Below are 20,230 nucleotides of genomic sequence, written 5' to 3'. Positions count from 1 at the left end.
TGCACGGGAGGCCCGTGGAACGTGACCGACGTCGGCTGGGGACCCGCGCCTCCCGGCATGGAAGACTGATGGGCATGCCCACCGAAGCCCAGACCGCAGCACCGTACCGCGTCGCCGACCTCTCGCTCGCCGAGGCGGGCCGCCACCAGATCCGCCTCGCCGAGAACGAGATGCCGGGCCTGATGGCCCTGCGCGAGGAGTTCGGGGCGGCGCAGCCGCTGGCCGGCGCGCGCATCGCGGGGTCGCTGCACATGACGGTGCAGACGGCCGTCCTGATCGAGACGCTCGTCGCCCTCGGTGCGCAGGTGCGATGGGCGAGCTGCAACATCTTCTCCACGCAGGACGAAGCCGCCGCGGCGATCGCGGTCGGCCCGACCGGCACACCGGACGCACCAGCCGGCGTCCCCGTGTTCGCGTGGAAGGGCGAGACGCTCGAGGAGTACTGGTGGTGCACCAGCCGCATCTTCGACTGGACCGCCGAGGCCGCTGCCGCCGGAGCCGACTGGGCCGGTCCGAACCTGATCCTCGACGACGGCGGCGACGCCACGATGCTCGTGCACACCGGTGCCGACGCCGAAGCCGCTGGTGCTGCTCCCGTCGCGGGTGCCGACGCGAGCGCCGAGTGGACGATCGTGCTCGACACCGTCGCGGCGTCGATCGAGACGTCGTCCGACCGCTGGACCCGCATCGCCGCGGACATCGAGGGCGTCACCGAGGAGACCACCACGGGCGTGCACCGCCTGTACGAGCTGTCGCGGAACGGACAGCTGCGGTTCCCCGCGATCAACGTGAACGACTCCGTGACGAAGTCGAAGTTCGACAACAAGTACGGCATCCGCCACTCCCTGCCCGACGGCCTGAACCGTGCGACCGACGTGCTGATGGGCGGCAAGGTCGCGTTCGTGGTCGGGTACGGCGACGTCGGCAAGGGTGCGGCGGAGGCACTGCGCGGCCAGGGCGCCCGCGTCATCGTCAGCGAGGTCGACCCGATCTGCGCGCTGCAGGCCGCGATGGACGGCTACCAGGTGGCACGTCTGGCCGACGTCATCGAGACCGTCGACATGGTCATCACGTGCACCGGCAACCTCGGCGTCGTGGGCGTCGACGAGATGCTCGGGCTGAAGCACCTGGCGATCGTCGCCAACGTCGGCCACTTCGACAACGAGATCGACATGGCCGGGCTCGAGTCGCTGCCCGGTGTCGAGAAGGTCGAGATCAAGCCGCAGGTGCACGAGTGGCGTCTGCCGACCGGCCGCTCGATCCTGGTGCTGTCCGAGGGGCGGCTGATGAACCTCGGCAACGCCACCGGGCACCCGTCGTTCGTGATGAGCAACTCGTTCACGAACCAGGTGCTGGCGCAGATCGAGCTGCACACCCGTCGTGACGAGTACCCGACGGGGGTCTACGTGCTGCCGAAGCACCTGGACGAGAAGGTCGCGCGCCTGCACCTCGGTGCCCTCGGGGTGGAGTTGACGACGCTGCGCCCGGAGCAGGCGGCGTACATCGGCGTGCCGGTCGAGGGCCCCTTCAAGCCCGAGCACTACCGGTACTGAGCCGGGGCGCGCCGGGCGCCGCGCTCGCGCGGGAAGCCCGGCGGCCGTGCCGACGCCGTCGCGCCCGCCTCGGTGAGCAACCCGACGCGGGAGCGCAGCGCCTGCACGTCCCGCCCACGGCGCAGCACGACGACCCCGGCGAGGAACACCTCGGCGGGCACCGGCGGCACCGGGTAGGCGAAGGGTGCGACGTCCGCGGCCAGCGCGCGGGCGGCGGACTCCCGGAGTTCGGGGCGCATCACGGCGGCCCCGCGGAAGAACGCGCCGAGCCGGTTCTCGAGTCGCTGTGGCAGCGCCGAGACGTCCGCGATCGTGGCCCAGGCCGTCAGCTCGGGCGGCAGCACCACCTGGGGGTCGCGCTGCTTCGGCAGCCGCTCGTGCTGCACGACGGTGCCGGCGAGCAGGTCCCCGAGGCGCCGCGGACGACTGCCGAACAAAGCCACGAGCAGCGCCACCGACCCGAACGTCATCCACAGCTCGAACAGCCCGACGAGCGCGCGGGTGAACGCGTGCCGGAACCCGATCGCACCGCCGTCGACCCGGACGACCCGCGTGCCGACGGCGTACCGGCCGACGCTGCGGCCCCGGGTCACCGTCTCGACGGCGGCCGGCACGAGCACGAGCACGGAGACGAACAGGGCGATGCTCAGCGCGGCGCCCCACGCCTCGTCGAGGCCGCTCGGCCACAGCCGGGACACCCCGAACACGAGCAGCAGGTACAGGACGAGCAGGCACACCCCGTCGAGGAGCGCCGACGCCAACCGCAGGACGAGTCCGGCGGGCTGCACGTCGAGCGCGACCGCCTCGCCGACCACGAGCTCGTCGGCGGTCTCGTCCAGGGCGAGCGAGAACCGGGCGTCGGCGAGGTCGCGCGGCGTGCGGGGCTTCGACATGGGATCATTCTGTCGGAAGTCGGCCGACACGAGGGGGAACACGTGGACCTGGACGCCTACGCCGAGGTGCACCGCGACCGGTGGCAGGAGCTCGACCGCCTCGCGCGCGCCCGGCACACCACCGGTGCCGACGTCGACCAGCTCGTCTCCGGCTACCAGGCCGCCGCGACGGACCTCGCCCGCATCCGCGGCGCCGCACCCCGCACCGCGACCGGCGACCGGCTGTCGCTCACGCTGTACCGCGCCCGCCTGCGCTTCACCGGCACCCCGGTCGACCCGCTCACCGCGGTCGCCCTGTTCTTCACCCGGCAGCTGCCCGCGGCGCTGTACCGGATCCGCTGGGTGACGATCTGGGTGGCGCTGGCGACCGTCGCGATCGGCGCGATCGTGGCCGTCTGGATCACGACGACACCGGGGGCGACGGCGACCTTCGGCACGCCGGAGGCGCTCCGCCAGTACGCCACCCAGGACTTCGTCGACTACTACTCCGACCACGGCCTCGGCGCGTTCACGGCGCAGGTGTGGACGAACAACGCCTACATCGCGGCCACCATGGTCGCGTTCGGCATCACGGGCGTCTTCGTGCCGTTCTCGATCATGCAGAACGCCGTCGGGCTCGGGGTCTCCGCGGCGATCATGCACTCGCAGGGGCGCCTGGCCGACTTCTTCCTCTACATCGCCCCGCACGGCCAGCTCGAGCTGTACTCGGTGTTCCTCGCCGGCGGGGCGGGCCTGATGATCTTCTGGTCGTGGGTCGCTCCGGGGCCGCACCGGACCCGTGCGCAGGCCCTCGCCGAGGACGGCCGTGCCCTCATCACGATCGCGGTCGGCCTGACGCTGACGCTGCTGCTGTCCGGCCTGGTCGAGGGCATCGTCACCCGTCAGGACTGGCCGTGGCCGGTCAAGATCGGCATCGGGACGATCGCGCTCGCCGCGGTCCTGGCGTACCAGTGGGTGCTCGGCGGTCGCGCGTACCGGGCCGGGGAGCGCGGCGACCTCGACGAGTTCGAGCGCGGCACGTCCGCCCTGGTCGCCGGGTAGCGTCCGCGCGGTTTCAGAGCCGGCCGGTCGCCTTCGCGCGCAGGTAGGCGTCGGCCACGAGCGGTGGGACGTCCTCCGGTGCGCCACGGACGACCTCGGCGCCGCTCCGGCGTGCGACGTCGGCGACGCCGTCGGCATCGAGCAGGGTGCGTTCGGCGGCTGCCCGCCGGTACACGTCGCGCTCCGCGCCGGTGGGGAGGCCCGGCACGCGTCCGCCCGGCGCCGTGCGGATCGTCGTGGCCGGGTCCACCCCGCCGCGTGCGGTCCGCTGCACCGCCGGGTCCTCGATGCTCGTCACCACGACGGCGTGCCGCCGGGTGAGCCGGGGCAGCACCGCCAGCAGGTCACCGGAGGCACCGACCGAGTCGAGGCTCGACGCCAGCACGACGAGCGCCCGCGAGGTCGTGATCGAGTCGACGAGCGCCGGCACGGCGGACCAGTCGGTGGCGGCGAGCCCGGGTTCCGCCATCGCGAGGGCCTCCCCGAAGCGCTGGACCACGTCGGTGCGGGTCGCCCCGTGCACACGGTCGTGGACGGTGTCGTCGAGGACCGCCAGGTCGACCCGGTCGCCGGCGGCCGCGGCCAGGGCACCGAGGAGCAGTGCGGACTCGATGAAGGTGTCGAGGCGCGGTTCGTCGGCCACCCGTCCAGCCCCGGCGCGTCCGGCGTCGACGACGACCACGACCCGACGGTCGCGCTCCGGGCGCCAGGTGCGGACCACGAGGTCCTGCCGTCGGGCGGTCGCTCGCCAGTCGATCGAGCGGACGTCGTCGCCCCGGACGTAGTCGCGCAGCGAGTCGAACTCGGTGCCGTGGCCGCGGAGCTGCAGCGTGGTCTCGCCGTCGAGTTCGCGCAACCGGGCCAGCCGTGACGGCAGGTGCCGTCGCGAGCGGAACGGCGGGGTGACGACGAGTTCGCCCGGCGCCGTGACGACCCGCTGGCGGGCGGCGAGACCGAGCGGACCGAACGCCCGGACCGCGACGCCGGCCGTGCGGCGCCGACCGCGGCGGAACGGGGTGAACCGCATGCGGGCGGTCCGCCGTTCGCCCGCCGGCACTGTCATCCGGACCCGGCGCGGCCGGTGTCCGGCCGAGGGCTCCCACATGTCGCGGACGATGCCCCGGAGCACCCGCCCGCCGTCGTTCGCGAGCACGAGCGTGCCGTCGGCGGTGCTGTCCCGACGGGCCAGTCGCGGCATCCGCCGTTCGACCCGCACGCGTGCCAGGTCGGCGGCGAGGAGCACGTCGAGGGCCGCGGCGAGCAGCACGACGACGACCCACGCCAGGCCGGCCCACCCGCTGGCGAGCAGCACGGTGGGCACGACGGCGACGGCGAGCAGCGCGACGAACCGGCCGGAGACCGCCACTAGATCGGCACCCGCACCTGCTCGAGCACCTGCTGGAGCACACCGTCGGCGCCGACACCCTCGAGCTCGGCGTCGGCGGCCACCCGGAGCCGGTGCCGCCAGACCGGCAGGGCCATCGCCTGCACGTGGTCGGGCGTGATGGCGTCGTAGCCGGTGAGCCACGCCCAGGCCTTCGCGGCAGCGAGCAGGGCCGTCGCACCGCGCGGGCTGACCCCGACGCGGACGGACGGTGCCTGACGGGTGGCGCGGGCGAGGTCGACGATGTACGCCAGCACGTCGTCACGGGCACCGACGGCCCGGACGGCGCGCTGCGCGGCGAGGACCTCGTCGACGCCGACCACGGGGGTGATGCCCGCCGACCGGACGTCCCGCGGCACGAAGCCGTCGGCGTGCCTGCGGAGGACCTGCCACTCGACGTCGCGCGGCGGGATGTCGAGCGTCAGCTTCACCAGGAAGCGGTCGAGCTGCGCCTCGGGGAGCGTGTACGTGCCCTCGAACTCGATCGGGTTCATGGTCGCGGCGACGAAGAACGGGTCGGGCAGCAGCCGGGCGTCACCGTCGACGCTGACCTGGCGTTCCTCCATCGCCTCGAGCAGGGCGGACTGGGTCTTCGGGGGCGTGCGGTTCACCTCGTCGGCGAGCAGCACGTTCGTGAAGACGGGGCCCTCGCGGAACGGGAACGTGCCGGTGGAGGCGTCGTACACGAGCGAACCGGTCACGTCGCCGGGCATCAGGTCCGGCGTGAACTGGATCCGCTTCGTGTCGAGGGACATCGCGGCGGCCAGGCTGCGGACGAGCAGGGTCTTGGCGACGCCGGGCACGCCCTCGAGCAGCACGTGCCCCTGTGCCAGGAGTCCGACGATCATGCCGGACACCGCGCCCTCCTGTCCGACGACGGCCTTGGCGACCTCGGCCCGGACCCGCCCGAAGGCGTCGCGAAGCCCGGGGTCGTGCTGGTTCCGGTCGTGCGGGGCGCGGTGACCCGGTGCGGGGTCGTGCTGGTCGGGGGCAGCTGGCAGGTCGGTCACGGTCGTGCTCCTGGTCGGTCGTGGTCGGTGCTGGGACGGTCGCCCGAGGTGGATCGTCGGACGGCCCGTTCGAGGTCGTCGAGTGCCCTCGTGCCGTCGACGAGGGCGCGGTCGTCGGAGGTCGGACCGCCGACGAGGACGGCGCCGACGCGGTCGTGCGGGATGCCGGTGGCGCGGGCCGCTGCGCGGACGACGTCGTCGACGTGCGCGGACCGGGGGAGTCCGAGCATCCGACCGATCCGGCGCACCGCGGCGACGCGGAGGGTGTCCAGGGCGTGGGTGCGGTCGTGGGTGCGGGCGTACATCCGGGCCCGGCCCTCGGTGGTCTCGGCGGCGCGGACCACGACGGGCATCCGTTCGACGACGAGCGGCCCGAGACGTCGGCCCCGCCACACCGCAGCGGCGACGGCCACCAGGGCGAGCAGCGCGATGCCGCTCGGCACCCACGGCGGTGCGAGGTCGCCGAGGGTCGGGGCGGCGTCGGGGGCGCCGACGGTCGGCGTGTACCAGGTGAGACGGTCGTCCGAGCCGAGCAGGCCGAGGGCGAGCGCGGCGTTCCCGGCGGTCGCGATCGTGTCGTTGCGGAACGCCGACGTGGTGCCGACGAGGGTGACGTCACCGCCGGGCGTCGCCGCGCGGACGAGTCCCCAGGCTCGGTCGTCGCCGCTGCCGGACGGCGCGCAGCGGTCCGCGTCGGGGTCGTCCACCGTGTAGCCGTACCCGGCGGTGGACACCCGCGCGGCCGACGCCGCGGCCGGGATCGCGCAGGACGCGGTGGACACGGTGTCGTCGCCCTCGGGCGCGGTGGCCGTGGTGACGTCGAGGCCGAACGACGTGAACGGCGTGGAGTCGACGCCCACCAGGACCACGTGGTCGGCGGTCCGGGCGATGCGCTCGGCGACGCCTGGGTCGAGGACGCCGTCGGAGTCGTCGACGAACACCGTGCCACCGTCGATCCCGTCGGCACGGTCGGTCACCCGGACGGAGGTGCCACGCTGCTCCAGGACACGGACCAGCGCGGCCGATCCGCTCGCGGTGGTCGAGGTCGGGTCGAGGGGGCGTCGCTCCGGGCCCTCGGCGCCCTGCACCACGGCCGTGAGCACCGCGAGCACGATCCCGACGAGCACGATGGCGATCCAGAAGCCGAACCTGAGTCGGCGGCCCTCTGGCCGGTCCGGCGACGGCGCACCCGTGCGCGGCGCGGCGGCGGTGGCAGTGCTGGCGGTCATGCCGGTACCACCGGCCCCGTGGACCTTGCCGGACGAGCCTGGCGCACGGCACGCTCGGTGTCGAGGACCCGGCGAGCAGTGGCCTCGTCGGCGTCGAGCCCGAGGTAGCGGACGGCGTCGAAGGCCGTCGCGGCGTCGTCGAGCGCCGGGGCCTCGGCGGGGAAGGGCGCGGCTCCCCGCACGGCGATGGTGCGTGCGGTGGCCCCGGGGACGTTCGGGACCAGGTCGCGCTCGCCGAGGCCGCGGGCGGTCGCACGGAAGCCGTCGAGGACCGCGGCCGACCAGTCGCCCCGGCGGATCGCGGACTGTGCGGCCTCGAGCAGTTCGCGGGCGGGCCGGAGGTCGTCGTCGTCGAACACCCCGCCGGTGTCGTCCGCGTCGCTGCGTGCACGACGTCGGGGGAGCCCGCGGGCCACGACGACGAGCACGACGACGGCGACGAGCACCACGATCGCGATCACCAGGGCCGTGCGTGCCGCGACGGGGGAGTCGAGCCCGTCGGCGCGGAGCGACCCGAGCCAGTCGAGGAACGTCCGTGACGCGCGGTCCCACCAGGTCACGTGCGCGCCGTCGTACGCGGGCCGGTCGAGTTCGCGTTCGAGCAGACGGCGGGCCTCGTCGGGGTCGACCGCGGTCATGCGGTCCCGTCCGGCGGGCGGTGCTGCCCCTGCTGCGGCGGGAGTTGCGGCCACGGTTGCTGCTGTCCGGGCCGGGGCTGCTGCGCCTGCTGCTGTCCGGGCCACGCCTGCGGGGGCTGCCCGGGCCACTGCTGCTGCTGCCACGGCTGCTGCTGCCCGGCCCACGGCTGCTGCGGCCACGGCGATCGGGCGACCGGCGCGGACGGTGCGAACGGGTCGGCCGGCTGCCCGGTGTCGAGGTGCGAGGCGATGCGCTGGTCGAGGGCCTCGGTCCGGATCCGTCGGTCGATGGTCAGGAAGGTGACGACCGCCGCGCTCAGCACGTCGGTGACGCACTGCACCGCGATCGCGAGCAGGCTGCCGATGACGATCAGGACGAGGGCGCCCGCACCGATGCCCGAGGACGCGTCGGTCTGCCCGAGCGGGTCGAACACCCCGCCGACGAGCACGGCCCCGATGGTGAGCGGCGCCGTGGCGATCGACGCCGCGACCCCGAACATCACCTGAACGAGCAGCAGGATGCCGAAGGTCCGCCAGAACGCACCTCGGGTGAGCCGCCACGACTGCGCGGCGGCGGCGAAGACCGGCCGGCCCTCGAGCGCGATGGTCGGCACGGTGAAGGCGAAGCGGATGCCGAGCCACGTCAGCACGACACCGAAGCCGAGCACCATCACGAAGACCGCCAGGACGAACCACCCGGCGCCGGCGTCCCCGGCACCGAGCGCCGCGAAGAACCCGACGAACACCACCGCGACGATGATCCCGACGACGAGCCCCGCGCCGATCTGCACGAACATCCACGCGACGACCGGCCACCGCCGCCCGGCGAGCAACGCCCACAGGCCCCGGAAGGTCGCGCGACGGCCGAGCACACGCTGGCCGGTGTCCGCGGCGACCGGTGCCACCAGGAAGCCGCGACCGAGGTACGCCAGGAACGGCAGGCCGATCGTCAGCAGGATCCACAGCGTCACCGAGCCCGCGACGATCGTGTCGCCACCACCGCTGCCGTCGAACGCCGTCATCATCCGCGACTGCAGCGCCTGCTGGCCGAACGTGCTGACGAGGGTGGAGAGCAGCCCGAGCACGCCGCTGAGCAGCACGCTCCAGAGCAGCAGGACGCGGGCGTTGCGGCGGAAGACCGTGAAGGCGCCGCCGAGCACGTCACCGAACCCGAGTGGGCGCAGGGGGATCACCGGACGCGAGCCGGACGGCGGACGACCGCCGGGGGGTCGACCCGGCCCCGGGGCGGGCGGCGGCGGCGCGGAGAAGCGGGGCGGGCCTCCCGGCTGTCCCTGCCACGCGCCCTGCTGCCCGGCACCCCGCTGACCACTGCCAGGCGTCTGCCAATCGGACATGACCTCGGCCCCCTTCGTCGTGTCGGTCCGCGCTGCGACGCGCGGTCCACCTCCATCCTGGCGGAAAACGCCGCGTGACGGGGCCTCGGCTATCGTGTGGGGACACGTGCCGACCCGGCACCACCCGCACGCCACACGGAGTCCACATCACATGACACCGCGCATCCTCGTCGTCGACGACGACCAGGCCCTCGCCGAGATGATCGGCATCGTCCTCCGCTCGGAGGGCTACGAACCCGAGTTCAGCGCTGACGGCAACGACGCCGTCGACGCGTTCCACAGCACGAAGCCGGACCTCGTCCTGCTCGACGTGATGCTCCCGGGCATCGACGGCATCGAGGTCTGCAAACGCATCCGTGCCGAGAGCGGCACGCCGATCATCATGCTCACCGCCAAGAGCGACACCGCCGACGTCGTCCTCGGCCTCGAGAACGGTGCCGACGACTACGTCGTCAAGCCGTTCAACCCGAAGGAACTCGTCGCCCGCATCCGCACGCGGCTGCGGCCGAGCGCCACCGACGCCACGGTGCTGCACGTCGGTGACGTGACGGTCGACGTCGCCGGGCACGAGGTCCGCCGCGGCGACACCGTCATCGCGCTCACCCCGCTCGAGTTCGACCTGCTCCGCGCGCTCGCCGAGAAGCCGAACCAGGTCTTCACCCGCGAGATGCTGCTCGAGCAGGTCTGGGGCTACCACTACAAGGCCGACACCCGCCTGGTGAACGTGCACGTCCAGCGCCTGCGCGCGAAGATCGAGCACGACCCGGACAACCCGAAGACCGTCACCACGGTCCGTGGCGTCGGGTACCGGGCCGGAGGAGCCTGACCGCCGTGCCGCCCGCCCCGCCCGCCGGCACCGCTCCCAGCACGGCCACCGTGTCGATCGGGGTGGTCGGCCGCGGCCGACGACGGATGCGCCGGTGGGTCCGTCGCGGCTGGCGGCCCGTCGCGTACGTGTGGCGTCGGTCCCTGATGTTCCGCTCGGTCGCCATCACCGTGATGACGACCGGGCTGGCGGTCGGGATCATCGGCACCGCCGTCATGGTGAGCATCTCGACGAACGTCTACTCGCAGCGCCGCGACCAGATCGAGTCCGAGTCGGCCCGCGCGACCATCGTCGCGCAGGGGATCTTCGACGCCGCCACCGCGGCCGAGGACAACAACCAGTCGGAGCTCGAGACGCTGCAGAACGAGGCGCAGCAGGCGATCCTGTCGAACACGACGAGCCCCGGCGGCACGAGCATCGCGATCGAGCGGAGCCCGGACCAGTCGACCCCGCAGACGCTGCAGACCATCGCGAGCCAGGACTTCCCGGACGCCGTCATCACGGACGCCCTGCGCAAGGAGGTCGGCGCGAACACCGGCAAGCTCAGCCTGCAGCCGGTGCAGCTCGACGACGACGGCCGCCGCGTGCCCGGGCTGGCCGTCGGCTCGACGCTGCAGATCCCGAGCGCCGGCCAGTACGAGCTGTACCTCGTCTACGACCTGTCCGATGCCCAGCAGACCCTCGACTTCGTGTCGCAGACGCTCTCGATCGGCGGTGTCGCGCTCATGGTGCTCATCGCCCTGGTGACGTCGCTCGTGGTCCGGTTGGTCGTCGTCCCGATCCGCGAGGCGGCGGAGACGAGCCGCAAGATCGCCGCCGGACGCCTCGACGAACGCATCCCGGTGCGCGGCCAGGACGACCTGGCGACGCTCGCACGGAGCTTCAACGGCATGGCCGAAGCGGTCAGTCGGCAGATCACCCAGCTCGCCGAGCTCTCCCGCGTGCAGCAGCGCTTCGTGTCCGACGTGTCCCACGAGCTGCGCACGCCGCTCACCACCATCCGGCTCGCCGGCGACATGCTCTTCGACTCGCGGCACGCGTTCGAGCCCTCGGTCGGTCGCTCGGCCGAGCTCCTGCACGCCCAGGTGGAGCGGTTCGAGCTGCTGCTCGCCGACCTGCTCGAGATCTCCCGCTACGACGCCCAGGCCGTGCAGCTCGACACCGAGCCGTCGGTGCCGGCGGCGCTCGCCGCGGACATCGTCGAGGAGTTCCGGCCCCTGGCCGAACGCGCCGGCATCGACCTGCAGCTCGCCACACCCGGCGGCCACACCACGATGCGACTCGACGCCAAGCGCGTCCGCCGCATCCTGCGCAACCTGGTCGGCAACGCGATCGAGCACGGTGACGCCAAGCCCGTCCAGGTCGTCGTCGACAGCGATGCCCGCACAGTCGCCATCGCGGTGCGCGACCAGGGCGTCGGCATGCCGCCGGAGGACGCAGCACGGGTGTTCGACCGATTCTGGCGCGCCGACCCGAGCCGCAAGCGCACCATCGGCGGCACCGGCCTGGGTCTCGCGATCAGCCTGGGTGACGCGAAGCTGCACGGTGGTCGGATCGACGTGTGGTCCCGCCCCGGTCAGGGGTCGACCTTCGTGCTCACCCTGCCCCGCAACGAACAGGTCACCGCCGCGACGTCGGCGATCCCGCTGCCCGAGCTCGACGAGTCGTACGACGGCCCCCGCGCCGTGCGAGAGGAGTCCTGATGCGCCCCCGTCTCCGTCCCCGCTTCCGGCACGTCGTCGCCGCGGCACTGGCGGCCGTCAGCGTGCTGGCGCTCACCGCCTGCGCCGCGATCCCCGTCGACGGTGCCGTCCGCACCGGGCAGACGATCAAGGACGAGTCGCTGTCCGGTGTCGACTTCCGGCCGGACAAGCCGATCACCGGCTCCGACCAGACGGCGATCCTGCGCGGGTTCATCGCGGCGGCCACCGGCGCACAGGACAACTACGCCATCGCCCGGCAGTTCCTCGCCTCGGACTTCTCGCAGCAGTGGAACCCGCGGCGGGGCGTCACGATCCGCGACGGCAGTGGCACCGTCGAGCGCGCCGACGACCGCGAGCTGACGTACACGCTCACCGCGAGCGCGACGGTGGACTCCGAGGGGGAGTACACCCAGGCGGTCCGCCCGACCTCGTCCACGTTGACGTTCCAGTTCACCCGCGAGGACGGCGAGTGGCGCATCGCCTACGCCCCGGACGGCATCATCCTGTCCCCGGTGAGCTTCGACTCCGTCTTCCAGCAGCACGCCCTGTACTTCTACGACCCGACGTTCCGGTTCCTCGTGCCCGACGAGCGCTGGTTCCTCGCCCGCTCGTCCACCAGCACCCGCATCGCGAGCGCGCTGATGGCCGGTCCCGCCGACTGGCTGAAGGGCGCCGTGGTCTCGTCGTTCCCCGAGGGCACCCAGCTCTCCCTGAACGCGGTCACCATCGACAGCGGCACAGCACTCGTCGACCTGTCCAGCGACGCCCTGCGCGCCAGCACCGTCGACCGCGTCCGGATGCGCGAGCAGCTGAGCAAGTCGCTCGCCTCGGTCGCCACCATCTCGTCGGTGTCGATGACCATCGAGGGCGCGAGCCTGTCCGTCCCGGACTCGAGCGGGGCGAACGCGCAGCAGAACCCGGACGTCGACCCCCGCCCCCTCGTGGACGAAGACGGTGTGGTCGGCTACGCGGCCTCGGGCACCGGCAAGGTCTCGAAGCTCGGCGGTGGCGTCGGCGACACCGTGGCCGGCCTCGACCCGACCTCGATCTCGCTGTCCGCCTCAGGCACCGCGGCCGCCGTCGGCAACCGCGACGGTGCCGTCGTCGTCCGCGGCGACGACCACCTGCGCGTCGACGCCCGCGAGGACCTCGTCGCCCCCGCGATCGACGACCTCGGGTTCGTCTGGGTCGGCCAGTCCTCGGACACCCGCCGGATCACCGCCTACGGCCTCGGCGGCGACCCGCACCAGGTCGCGACGTCGTTGCCGCGCGGCGACCTCGTGTCGTTCCAGGTGTCCCGCGACTCGACCCGGGCACTCGCCCTGATCCAGACCGCCGACGGTCCCGGCCTGTACGTCATGGCGATCATCCGCGGGTCCGACCGCTCCCCGACGTCGTTCGGCGCAGCCGTCCGCGTGCAGGCGGCCACCGGCGACGCCGTCGGAGCGACGTGGGTGAGCGACACCGACGTGGCGTCGGTCGGGCAGACCACGGCCGGGCCGAACGTCGTCCGGACCACCATCGGCGGGCAGTCGAGCACGCTGCCGAAGCCGGACGGTCGCGCGACCTCGATCAGTGGCGGGAGTGGTGGTGCACTGCTGCTCCGGATGTCGAGCGGATCGGTGCTGCAGTCCACCGGCGGCGGCTGGGACACCACCGGCGTGACCGCGGACGTGCTCGGCGTCCAGCGCTGACGACGCGGTCACCCCTCCACACCCACCCCGGCCGGGAGGCCCGTCCACCGTCCGCACCGTCGGCCCACGACCGCCGTCCGGTCGCCACCACACTCGTCGCATGCGCACCGAGGACCCGCTCACCGAGGACCCGCTCACCGAGGACCCGCCCACCGAGGACCGGTCCACGGTGGACCCGCTCACGCCGTGGCGCGACGCGGCGCTCGCGGTGCTCGGCCTGTTCCTGCCGGTGGAGTGCCTGGGCTGCGGACGCCCCGACCGTGCGCTCTGCCGGGCCTGCCGCGCCGCCCTGGCCGTACGCCCGCGTCGGGTCCGACTCGTCGCGGGCGTGCGGCTCGACGCCGCCTTCGAGTACGAGGGACTCGTCCGGACCCTGCTGCTCGAGCTGAAGCTCCGCGGTCGGGTGGACGTCGCACGACCGCTCGGTGCTCGCTTCGGCTCGCTCGTGCGTGCCGCGCTCGCCGAGGCACCCGTGGGCACCGTCGTGCTGCGGGTCCCGCCGTCGCGGGCGGGGGCACGGCGTCGGGGGTTCGACCCCGTGGTGCTGCTGCTCGCCCGCGGCGGCGTCCGTGGCACCGGGCGGCTCCGACGGGTGCGGGTCCGGGGTGGACCGGCGAGCGGGGGGCCGGGCCAGAAGGAACGGACGGCGATCGAGCGGGTCGCCGCGACCGTCGGCACGCTGCGGGCGTGCGGGGTCGACGGGCGGGACGTGGTGCTCGTGGACGACGTCGTGACGACCGGCGTCACGATGGCCGAGGGGGTGCGGGCGGTCCGCGCCGCGGGCGGCCGGGTCGTCCGGTGCGTGGCCGTCGCGAGCGTCGAGGACTGACGGCTCGGTGAACACCGGGTGACCGCTGTGCGTCCGGTGGGTGTCCGGCGGACTCGCCGACGCACCGTGACGCGGGACCTGCGGCGGGTCTAGCCTCGCGGCAAGGCGTTCGGGTTCGCCGGATGGAGGCGACGCGCCGAAGCTCGATGGGAGCCGCGACATGGACGTGACGATCACAGGCCGGAACGTCGGGGTCACCGACCGATTCCGCACCTACGTCGAACAGAAGTCCGAGAAGATCGACGTGCTCGCTGACCGTGCGCTCGCCTTCGAGGTGCGCATCAGCCGCCACCACGAGAAGTCGGGCGGCAGCCAGGGCGAGGACCGCATCGAGCTGACGCTCATCGGTCCCGGGCCCCTCGTGCGGGCGGAGTCCGCGGCGTCCGACAAGTACGCCGCCTTCGACCTCGCCTTCGCCCGCATCATGGAACGGCTGCGTCGTGCTCGTGACCGGCGCAAGGTGCACCGCGGTCGTCACCGCCCGACCTCGGTGGCCGAGGCCGCAGGCAGTGGCTTCGACGGCATGGGGGTGGTCCCCGCTGACGGCCGCCTCATCGAGGACGTCGCCACCGGCGCGGTCCCGGTCGTCGACGCCGACGCACCGGAGGACGAGGACGACGAGGTCTACAGCCCCGTGGTCATCCGGCACAAGGTCTTCGAGGCCGCCCCGATGACCGTCGACGACGCGCTGTACTTCATGGAGCTCGTCGGACACGACTTCTACCTGTTCGTGGACGCCGAGACCCACCGCCCGAGCGTCGTCTACCGACGCAAGGGCTGGGACTACGGCGTGATCGGCATCGACGACCAGACCGGTGCCGCGGCGTCGGTGGACGTCGAGCCGGCCGCCGCGCTCGCCTGACGCGATCGCTGCGGACACCGTCCGACCCGTGTGTGCGCGGTCCGTTCGCGGGCCGCGCACACCGCTGCCCCCACACCGACACCCCTCACAGCGCACGGCACCGGGGGGTTGCTAGCATGACTGGTCGATCGGGCGCGCAGGTCGCGCACGACGACCCCGTAAGGAGCTCACGTGGCAAACGTGCTGGAGAAGGTCCTCCGCATCGGCGAAGGACGCACCGTCCGCCGGCTGAAGGCGTACGCCTCGGCGATCAACGACCTCGAGGACGACTTCTCGAGCCTCACCGACGAGGAACTCCAGGACGAGACGAAGGAGCTGCGCGAGCGGTACGCCAACGGCGAGACCCTCGACGACCTGCTCCCCGAGGCGTTCGCCGCCGTGCGGGAAGCAGCGAAGCGCACCCTCGGCATGCGGCACTTCGACGTGCAGCTCATGGGCGGGGCGGCCCTGCACCTCGGCAACATCGCCGAGATGAAGACCGGTGAGGGCAAGACCCTCGTCGCGACCACGGCGGCGTACCTCAACGCGATCCCGTCACGCGGCGTGCACGTCATCACGGTCAACGACTACCTGGCGTCGTACCAGTCCGAGATCATGGGTCGCGTCTTCCGCGCCCTCGGCATGACGACCGGCTGCATCATCGCCAACCAGACGCCGGCCGAGCGCCGCGAGCAGTACGCCGCGGACATCACCTACGGCACGAACAACGAGTTCGGCTTCGACTACCTGCGCGACAACATGGCGTGGCAGGCCTCCGACATGGTGCAGCGCGGCCACTTCTTCGCCGTCGTCGACGAGGTCGACTCGATCCTCATCGACGAGGCCCGCACGCCGCTCATCATCTCCGGCCCGTCCTCGGGCGAGGCCAACCGGTGGTTCACGGAGTTCGCCTCGATCGCCAAGCGCCTGACCCCGGGCGAGGACTACGAGGTCGACGAGAAGAAGCGCACCGTCGGCGTGCTCGAGCCCGGCATCGAGAAGGTCGAGGACTACCTCGGCATCGACAACCTGTACGAGTCGGCGAACACCCCGCTCATCTCGTTCCTCAACAACTCCATCAAGGCCGTCGCCCTGTTCAAGCGCGACAAGGACTACGTCGTGATGAACGGCGAGGTGCTCATCGTCGACGAGCACACCGGCCGCATCCTGATGGGCCGTCGCTACAACGAGGGCATCCACCAGGCGATCGAGGCGAAGGAGAACGTCGAGGTCAAGGCGGAGAACCAGACCCTCGCCACGGTCACGCTGCAGAACTACTTCCGGCTGTACCAGAAGCTCTCCGGCATGACCGGTACCGCCGAGACCGAAGCGGCCGAGTTCATGTCGACCTACAAGCTCGGCGTGGTCCCGATCCCGACGAACAAGCCGATGCAGCGCATCGACCAGACCGACCTGGTCTACAAGAACGAGAAGTCCAAGTTCGAGCAGGTCGCCGAGGACATCGCCGAGCGCCACGAGCAGGGCCAGCCCGTCCTCGTCGGCACCACGAGCGTCGAGAAGTCCGAGTACCTGTCGAAGCTCCTCGCCAAGAAGGGCGTGAAGCACGAGGTCCTCAACGCGAAGAACCACGCGCGTGAAGCCGCGATCGTCGCCCAGGCCGGCCGACACGGCGCCGTGACCGTCGCGACGAACATGGCCGGCCGAGGCACCGACATCATGCTCGGCGGCAACTCCGAGTTCCTCGCGGTGCAGGAGATGCACGCCAAGGGCCTGTCGCCGACCGAGACCCCCGACGAGTACGAAGCCGAGTGGGACGAGGTCTTCGCCCGCGTCAAGGCCGAGGTCGAGGTCGAGGGCGACAAGGTCCGCGAGGCCGGTGGGCTCTACGTCCTCGGCACCGAGCGCCACGAGTCGCGCCGCATCGACAACCAGCTGCGCGGTCGTTCCGGCCGTCAGGGCGACCCGGGCGAGAGCCGCTTCTACCTGTCGCTCACCGACGACCTCATGCGCCTGTTCAACTCCGGTGCCGCCGAGAGCCTCATGGGCCGCTCGAACGTGCCGGACGACCTGGCGATCGAGAACAAGCTCGTCGGACGCGCGATCCGTTCCGCCCAGGCGCAGGTCGAGGGCCGGAACGCCGAGATCCGCAAGAACGTCCTGAAGTACGACGACGTCCTGAACCGGCAGCGCGAGGCGATCTACAGCGACCGCCGCCACATCCTCGAGGGCGACGACCTGCACGACCGCGCGCAGTCGTTCCTCAAGGCCGTGATCGACGACGTGATCGACACCCACACCGGCGAGGGCTCGCCGGACGACTGGGACCTCGACGCCATGTGGACCGAGCTCGGCACGCTCTACCCGATCTCGATCTCCATCGACGAGGTCATCACCGAGGCCGGCTCGAAGGGCAAGGCCTCGCGTGACTTCCTCGGCCGCGAGATCCTCTCCGACGCCAAGCTGGCGTACTCCACGCGTGAGGAGCTCCTCGGCGACGAGGCGATGCGCGAGCTCGAGCGTCGTGTCGTGCTGTCGGTGATCGACCGCCGCTGGCGCGACCACCTGTACGAGATGGACTACCTCAAGGACGGCATCGGCCTCCGTGCGATGGCGCAGCGTGACCCGCTCGTCGAGTACCAGCGCGAGGGCTACGCGCTGTTCCAGACGATGATGGGCCAGATCCGCGAAGAGTCGGTCGGCTACCTGTTCAACCTCGAGGTCCAGGTGCAGTCCGACGGCGAGAACGCCGTCATCGAGGCCAAGGGTCTCGGCGAGGACGAGGTCTCCGGCCTCGAGTACTCGGCACCGTCGATCGACGGCGAGGTCGAGGTGCGCGACGAGAAGGGCCGCCTCGAGCAGGCGGCCACGGCGCGCGCACAGCAGGCCCAGGCCGAAGCCGAGGCAGCTGCCGAGCCCGAGCAGGGCTCCGCGTTCGGCAACGCAGCCACGGCCTCCGGCCAGGCTGCCGCGGCCGGCAACCGTGCCGAGCGTCGTCAGGCGTCGAAGAAGTAGTCCGCGTGCGCGACAGCGCATCGTGAGCAGCAATGGTCGGGTCCCGCGTCGGGACCCGACCATTGCTGCTCACCAAGCGCACCGACCGGCGGACGGGAGGCCCGTGGCGACACCGCCACGGGCCTCCCGTCCGCGTCAGGCACCTACAGGACGCCGATCGCGGTCGCGCGCCACCTGCCGTCCCGCGTCTCCAACCGCATCGCCACGGCGCGTGCATGACTGCGCGTGTGCACGACGACCGTGGCCTCGGCGACGCCGTCCGCCGGTCGGCAGACGAGCACGCTGCCGACCCGCAGCACCGCTCGGTTCCGCGACCGTCGGCGCACCGAGCGGGCGTGCGCGGCCACGGCTGCACGTTGCTGCAGGTGTCGGTGCACGTCGTCGGTGATCCAGCGGGCGATGCTGTCGACCTCGCGGGCCCCGGTCAGGACTTCGGCGACGCACAGTCCCAGGGCGCGTGCGGTGTCCGCCGGGTCCGGTGGGCCGCTCGCTGGTTGCTCGACCGGCTCTGGTTCGACGATCGTGAGCGGCGGCGAGTGCGCCGTCGTCGTCGTGTGGTCGATCCGGCGTGCCTGCTCCGCCACCCCTGCCCCTTCCGTTGCTGGTGCGAGCGTATGGGGCGTGCAACATGAGAAATACAAAGCTGCTGAGCCTGTGGAGAGGGCGACGTTGTCCACAAGTCGGCGCACCTAGACTGGCTGGGTGTCGACCCTCAGTGACCTCGTCCTCGCGCAAGGCCGTTCCTCCGAAGCCGACGTGGAGTGGCTCCACCTGCTCGTGGGGGACTGGCAGCTGCTCGCTGACCTGTCCTTCGCCGACATGGTGCTGTGGGTGCCGACTGCCGAGGACGGCTCGTTCGTCGCCGTGGCACACGCCCGACCGAGCTCCGCGGCCACGCTGTTCTACCGCGACATCGTCGGCCAGGAGATCCGCGAGGAGTGGCGCGGTCAGGTGACCGAGAGCTTCGCCGGCGCCCGCGTCGTCGACTCGGCCGAGCCCGACTGGTACGAGGACACCCCCACCCGGGTCCGCGCGATCCCGGTGCTTCGGCGCCTCAGTGCCAAGAGCGCGGAGACCACCGAGCGGCCGATCGCCGTCGTCACGCGGCACTCCAACCAGGACGAGATGCGAACGCCGAGCCGCCAGGAACTGAACTTCACCGCGAGTGCGAACGACCTGTTCGGCATGATCGCGACGGGCGACTTCCCGGACCTCGGCGCCCCGGCCGGTCCGCGTCGCGGCGCACCGCGCGCCAGTGACGGCCTGCTGCGCCTCGACACCGCCGGCATCGTGACGTTCGCCAGCCCGAACGGCCTGAGCGCCTTCAACCGGATGGGCTTCGAGGGGGAACTCGAACGGAAGTCCCTCGCCGAGGTCACCACCGAACTCATCGGCGCGCAGCTCGACGTCGACGAGTCACTGCCCCTCGTCGTCACCGGTCGCGCTCCGTGGCGGGCCGACATCGAGTCGAAGGGCGTGACGGTGTCGCTGCGGTCGATCCCGCTCCGCGACCACGGCGACCGCATCGGTGCGATCGTGCTCTGCCGCGACGTGTCCGAGCTCCGGCACCAGGAGCGCGAGCTCATCACCAAGGACGCGACGATCCGCGAGATCCACCACCGCGTCAAGAACAACCTGCAGACGGTGGCGTCGTTGCTGCGCATCCAGGCCCGCCGGACGCACTCCGACGAGGCACGCACGTCGCTGCAGAACGCGATGCGCCGCGTGGCAGCCATCGCCGTCGTGCACGACACGCTGTCGAGCGGCCTGAGCCAGACGGTCGACTTCGACGACGTCTTCGACTCGGTGCTCAAGCTCGTCACCGAGGTCGCCGCGTCGCACAACACCACCGTGCACCCGAAGAAGACCGGCGAGTTCGGGGTGCTGCCGTCCGAGGCTGCCACGCCGCTCGCACTCGGGCTCACCGAGCTCGTCACGAACGCCGTCGAGCACGGGCTGGACGGCCGCGACGGTGAGGTCGAGATCGTCGCCCGCCGGTTCGACGACCACCTGGAGATCGAGGTCCGTGACAACGGCGTGGGCCTGCCCGAGGGGAAGGTCGGCTCGGGTCTCGGCACCCAGATCGTCCGCACGCTCATCCAGGGCGAGCTGGGCGGCACGATCGACTGGCACACCCTGACCGGTAGCGGCACCGAGGTGACGATCACCATCCCGTTCCGCTGGCTGACCGCTCCCGCCTAGCCCCTGCGCCGCGCCGCGCCGCGGGAGTGGTGCGTCGGGTTCGCGCCCGCTCACGGGCA

General features: G+C 72.3%; 16 protein-coding genes. 9 read left to right on the top strand and 7 right to left on the bottom strand.

Annotated features, from left to right (window positions below):
* The first annotated feature begins 74 nt into the window (after positions 1-74).
* A complete protein-coding gene (gene ahcY, locus EDF42_RS09960; RefSeq protein ID WP_123672482.1) occupies positions 75-1,553 on the top strand; it encodes an adenosylhomocysteinase in 1,479 nt (492 codons plus the stop codon).
* Here ahcY and EDF42_RS09955 read toward each other — a convergent pair.
* Positions 1,541-2,446 carry an RDD family protein gene (locus tag EDF42_RS09955; protein WP_148067715.1) on the bottom strand — a complete coding sequence of 302 codons (906 nt, stop codon included), beginning with the start codon at positions 2,444-2,446 and terminating at the stop codon, positions 1,541-1,543. The two genes, ahcY and EDF42_RS09955, sit on opposite strands and share 13 nt — an antisense overlap.
* Positions 2,447-2,488: 42 nt before the next feature.
* Between EDF42_RS09955 and EDF42_RS09950 the strand changes: the two genes are divergently transcribed.
* Positions 2,489-3,487, top strand: a complete 999-nt coding sequence (locus tag EDF42_RS09950; RefSeq protein WP_111085975.1) for a stage II sporulation protein M — start codon at positions 2,489-2,491, stop codon at positions 3,485-3,487.
* Between the two features lie 13 nt (positions 3,488-3,500).
* Here the strand turns inward: EDF42_RS09950 and EDF42_RS09945 are convergent, their stop codons facing one another.
* The 5 genes from EDF42_RS09945 to EDF42_RS09925 are packed head-to-tail and all read right to left on the bottom strand — an operon-like array spanning position 3,501 to position 8,941.
* On the bottom strand, positions 3,501-4,853 hold the full coding sequence (locus EDF42_RS09945; RefSeq protein ID WP_123672230.1) for a DUF58 domain-containing protein: 1,353 nt from the start codon (positions 4,851-4,853) through the stop codon (positions 3,501-3,503).
* A complete protein-coding gene (locus EDF42_RS09940; protein ID WP_235036026.1) occupies positions 4,853-5,881 on the bottom strand; it encodes a MoxR family ATPase in 1,029 nt (342 codons plus the stop codon). Before EDF42_RS09940 ends, EDF42_RS09945 begins: the two co-directional genes overlap by 1 nt.
* A complete protein-coding gene (locus tag EDF42_RS09935; RefSeq protein ID WP_123672229.1) occupies positions 5,878-7,110 on the bottom strand; it encodes a DUF4350 domain-containing protein in 1,233 nt (410 codons plus the stop codon). The genes EDF42_RS09940 and EDF42_RS09935 overlap by 4 nt, the downstream gene beginning before the upstream one ends.
* Positions 7,107-7,748, bottom strand: coding sequence for a DUF4129 domain-containing protein (locus tag EDF42_RS09930; protein WP_123672228.1), 642 nt, complete (start codon positions 7,746-7,748; stop codon positions 7,107-7,109). Before EDF42_RS09930 ends, EDF42_RS09935 begins: the two co-directional genes overlap by 4 nt.
* Positions 7,745-8,941: a glycerophosphoryl diester phosphodiesterase membrane domain-containing protein gene (locus tag EDF42_RS09925; RefSeq protein WP_185040877.1), complete on the bottom strand. Its 1,197-nt coding sequence runs from the start codon at positions 8,939-8,941 to the stop codon at positions 7,745-7,747. The genes EDF42_RS09930 and EDF42_RS09925 overlap by 4 nt, the downstream gene beginning before the upstream one ends.
* A 313-nt stretch (positions 8,942-9,254) precedes the next feature.
* On the opposite strand from EDF42_RS09925, the gene mtrA reads away from it, so the two are divergent.
* The 6 genes from mtrA to secA all read left to right on the top strand — a co-directional run bounded on the left by mtrA (position 9,255) and on the right by secA (position 17,969).
* Complete coding sequence (gene mtrA, locus EDF42_RS09920; protein ID WP_123292246.1) at positions 9,255-9,929, top strand: MtrAB system response regulator MtrA; 675 nt, start codon at positions 9,255-9,257, stop codon at positions 9,927-9,929.
* Between the two features lie 5 nt (positions 9,930-9,934).
* Positions 9,935-11,632: an MtrAB system histidine kinase MtrB gene (gene mtrB, locus EDF42_RS09915; protein ID WP_123672226.1), complete on the top strand. Its 1,698-nt coding sequence runs from the start codon at positions 9,935-9,937 to the stop codon at positions 11,630-11,632.
* Positions 11,632-13,326 carry a GerMN domain-containing protein gene (locus tag EDF42_RS09910; protein ID WP_123338983.1) on the top strand — a complete coding sequence of 565 codons (1,695 nt, stop codon included), beginning with the start codon at positions 11,632-11,634 and terminating at the stop codon, positions 13,324-13,326. The genes mtrB and EDF42_RS09910 overlap by 1 nt, the downstream gene beginning before the upstream one ends.
* Before the next feature lie 100 nt (positions 13,327-13,426).
* On the top strand, positions 13,427-14,155 hold the full coding sequence (locus EDF42_RS09905; RefSeq protein ID WP_123672225.1) for a ComF family protein: 729 nt from the start codon (positions 13,427-13,429) through the stop codon (positions 14,153-14,155).
* A 160-nt stretch (positions 14,156-14,315) separates the two neighbouring features.
* Positions 14,316-15,017: a ribosome hibernation-promoting factor, HPF/YfiA family gene (gene hpf, locus EDF42_RS09900; protein ID WP_123672224.1), complete on the top strand. Its 702-nt coding sequence runs from the start codon at positions 14,316-14,318 to the stop codon at positions 15,015-15,017.
* Positions 15,018-15,188: 171 nt separating this feature from the next.
* The gene (gene secA / locus EDF42_RS09895) at positions 15,189-17,969 is read left to right on the top strand and encodes a preprotein translocase subunit SecA (RefSeq protein ID WP_123338986.1); all 2,781 of its coding nucleotides are present in this window, start codon (positions 15,189-15,191) and stop codon (positions 17,967-17,969) included.
* Between the two features lie 143 nt (positions 17,970-18,112).
* Here the strand turns inward: secA and EDF42_RS09890 are convergent, their stop codons facing one another.
* Entirely contained in the window at positions 18,113-18,553 is a 441-nt protein-coding gene (locus tag EDF42_RS09890) for an Rv3235 family protein (protein ID WP_123672223.1), read from the bottom strand.
* A 118-nt stretch (positions 18,554-18,671) separates the two neighbouring features.
* Here EDF42_RS09890 and EDF42_RS09885 point away from each other — a divergent pair, with 118 nt between their 5' ends.
* Positions 18,672-20,171 carry a sensor histidine kinase gene (locus tag EDF42_RS09885; RefSeq protein WP_111085963.1) on the top strand — a complete coding sequence of 500 codons (1,500 nt, stop codon included), beginning with the start codon at positions 18,672-18,674 and terminating at the stop codon, positions 20,169-20,171.
* Positions 20,172-20,230 lie beyond the last annotated feature (59 nt).

The sequence above is a fragment of the Curtobacterium sp. PhB172 genome, from assembly GCF_003752545.1.
Taxonomy (GTDB): Bacteria; Actinomycetota; Actinomycetes; order Actinomycetales; family Microbacteriaceae; genus Curtobacterium.
This window is presented reverse-complemented; position numbering and strand designations above follow the sequence as displayed.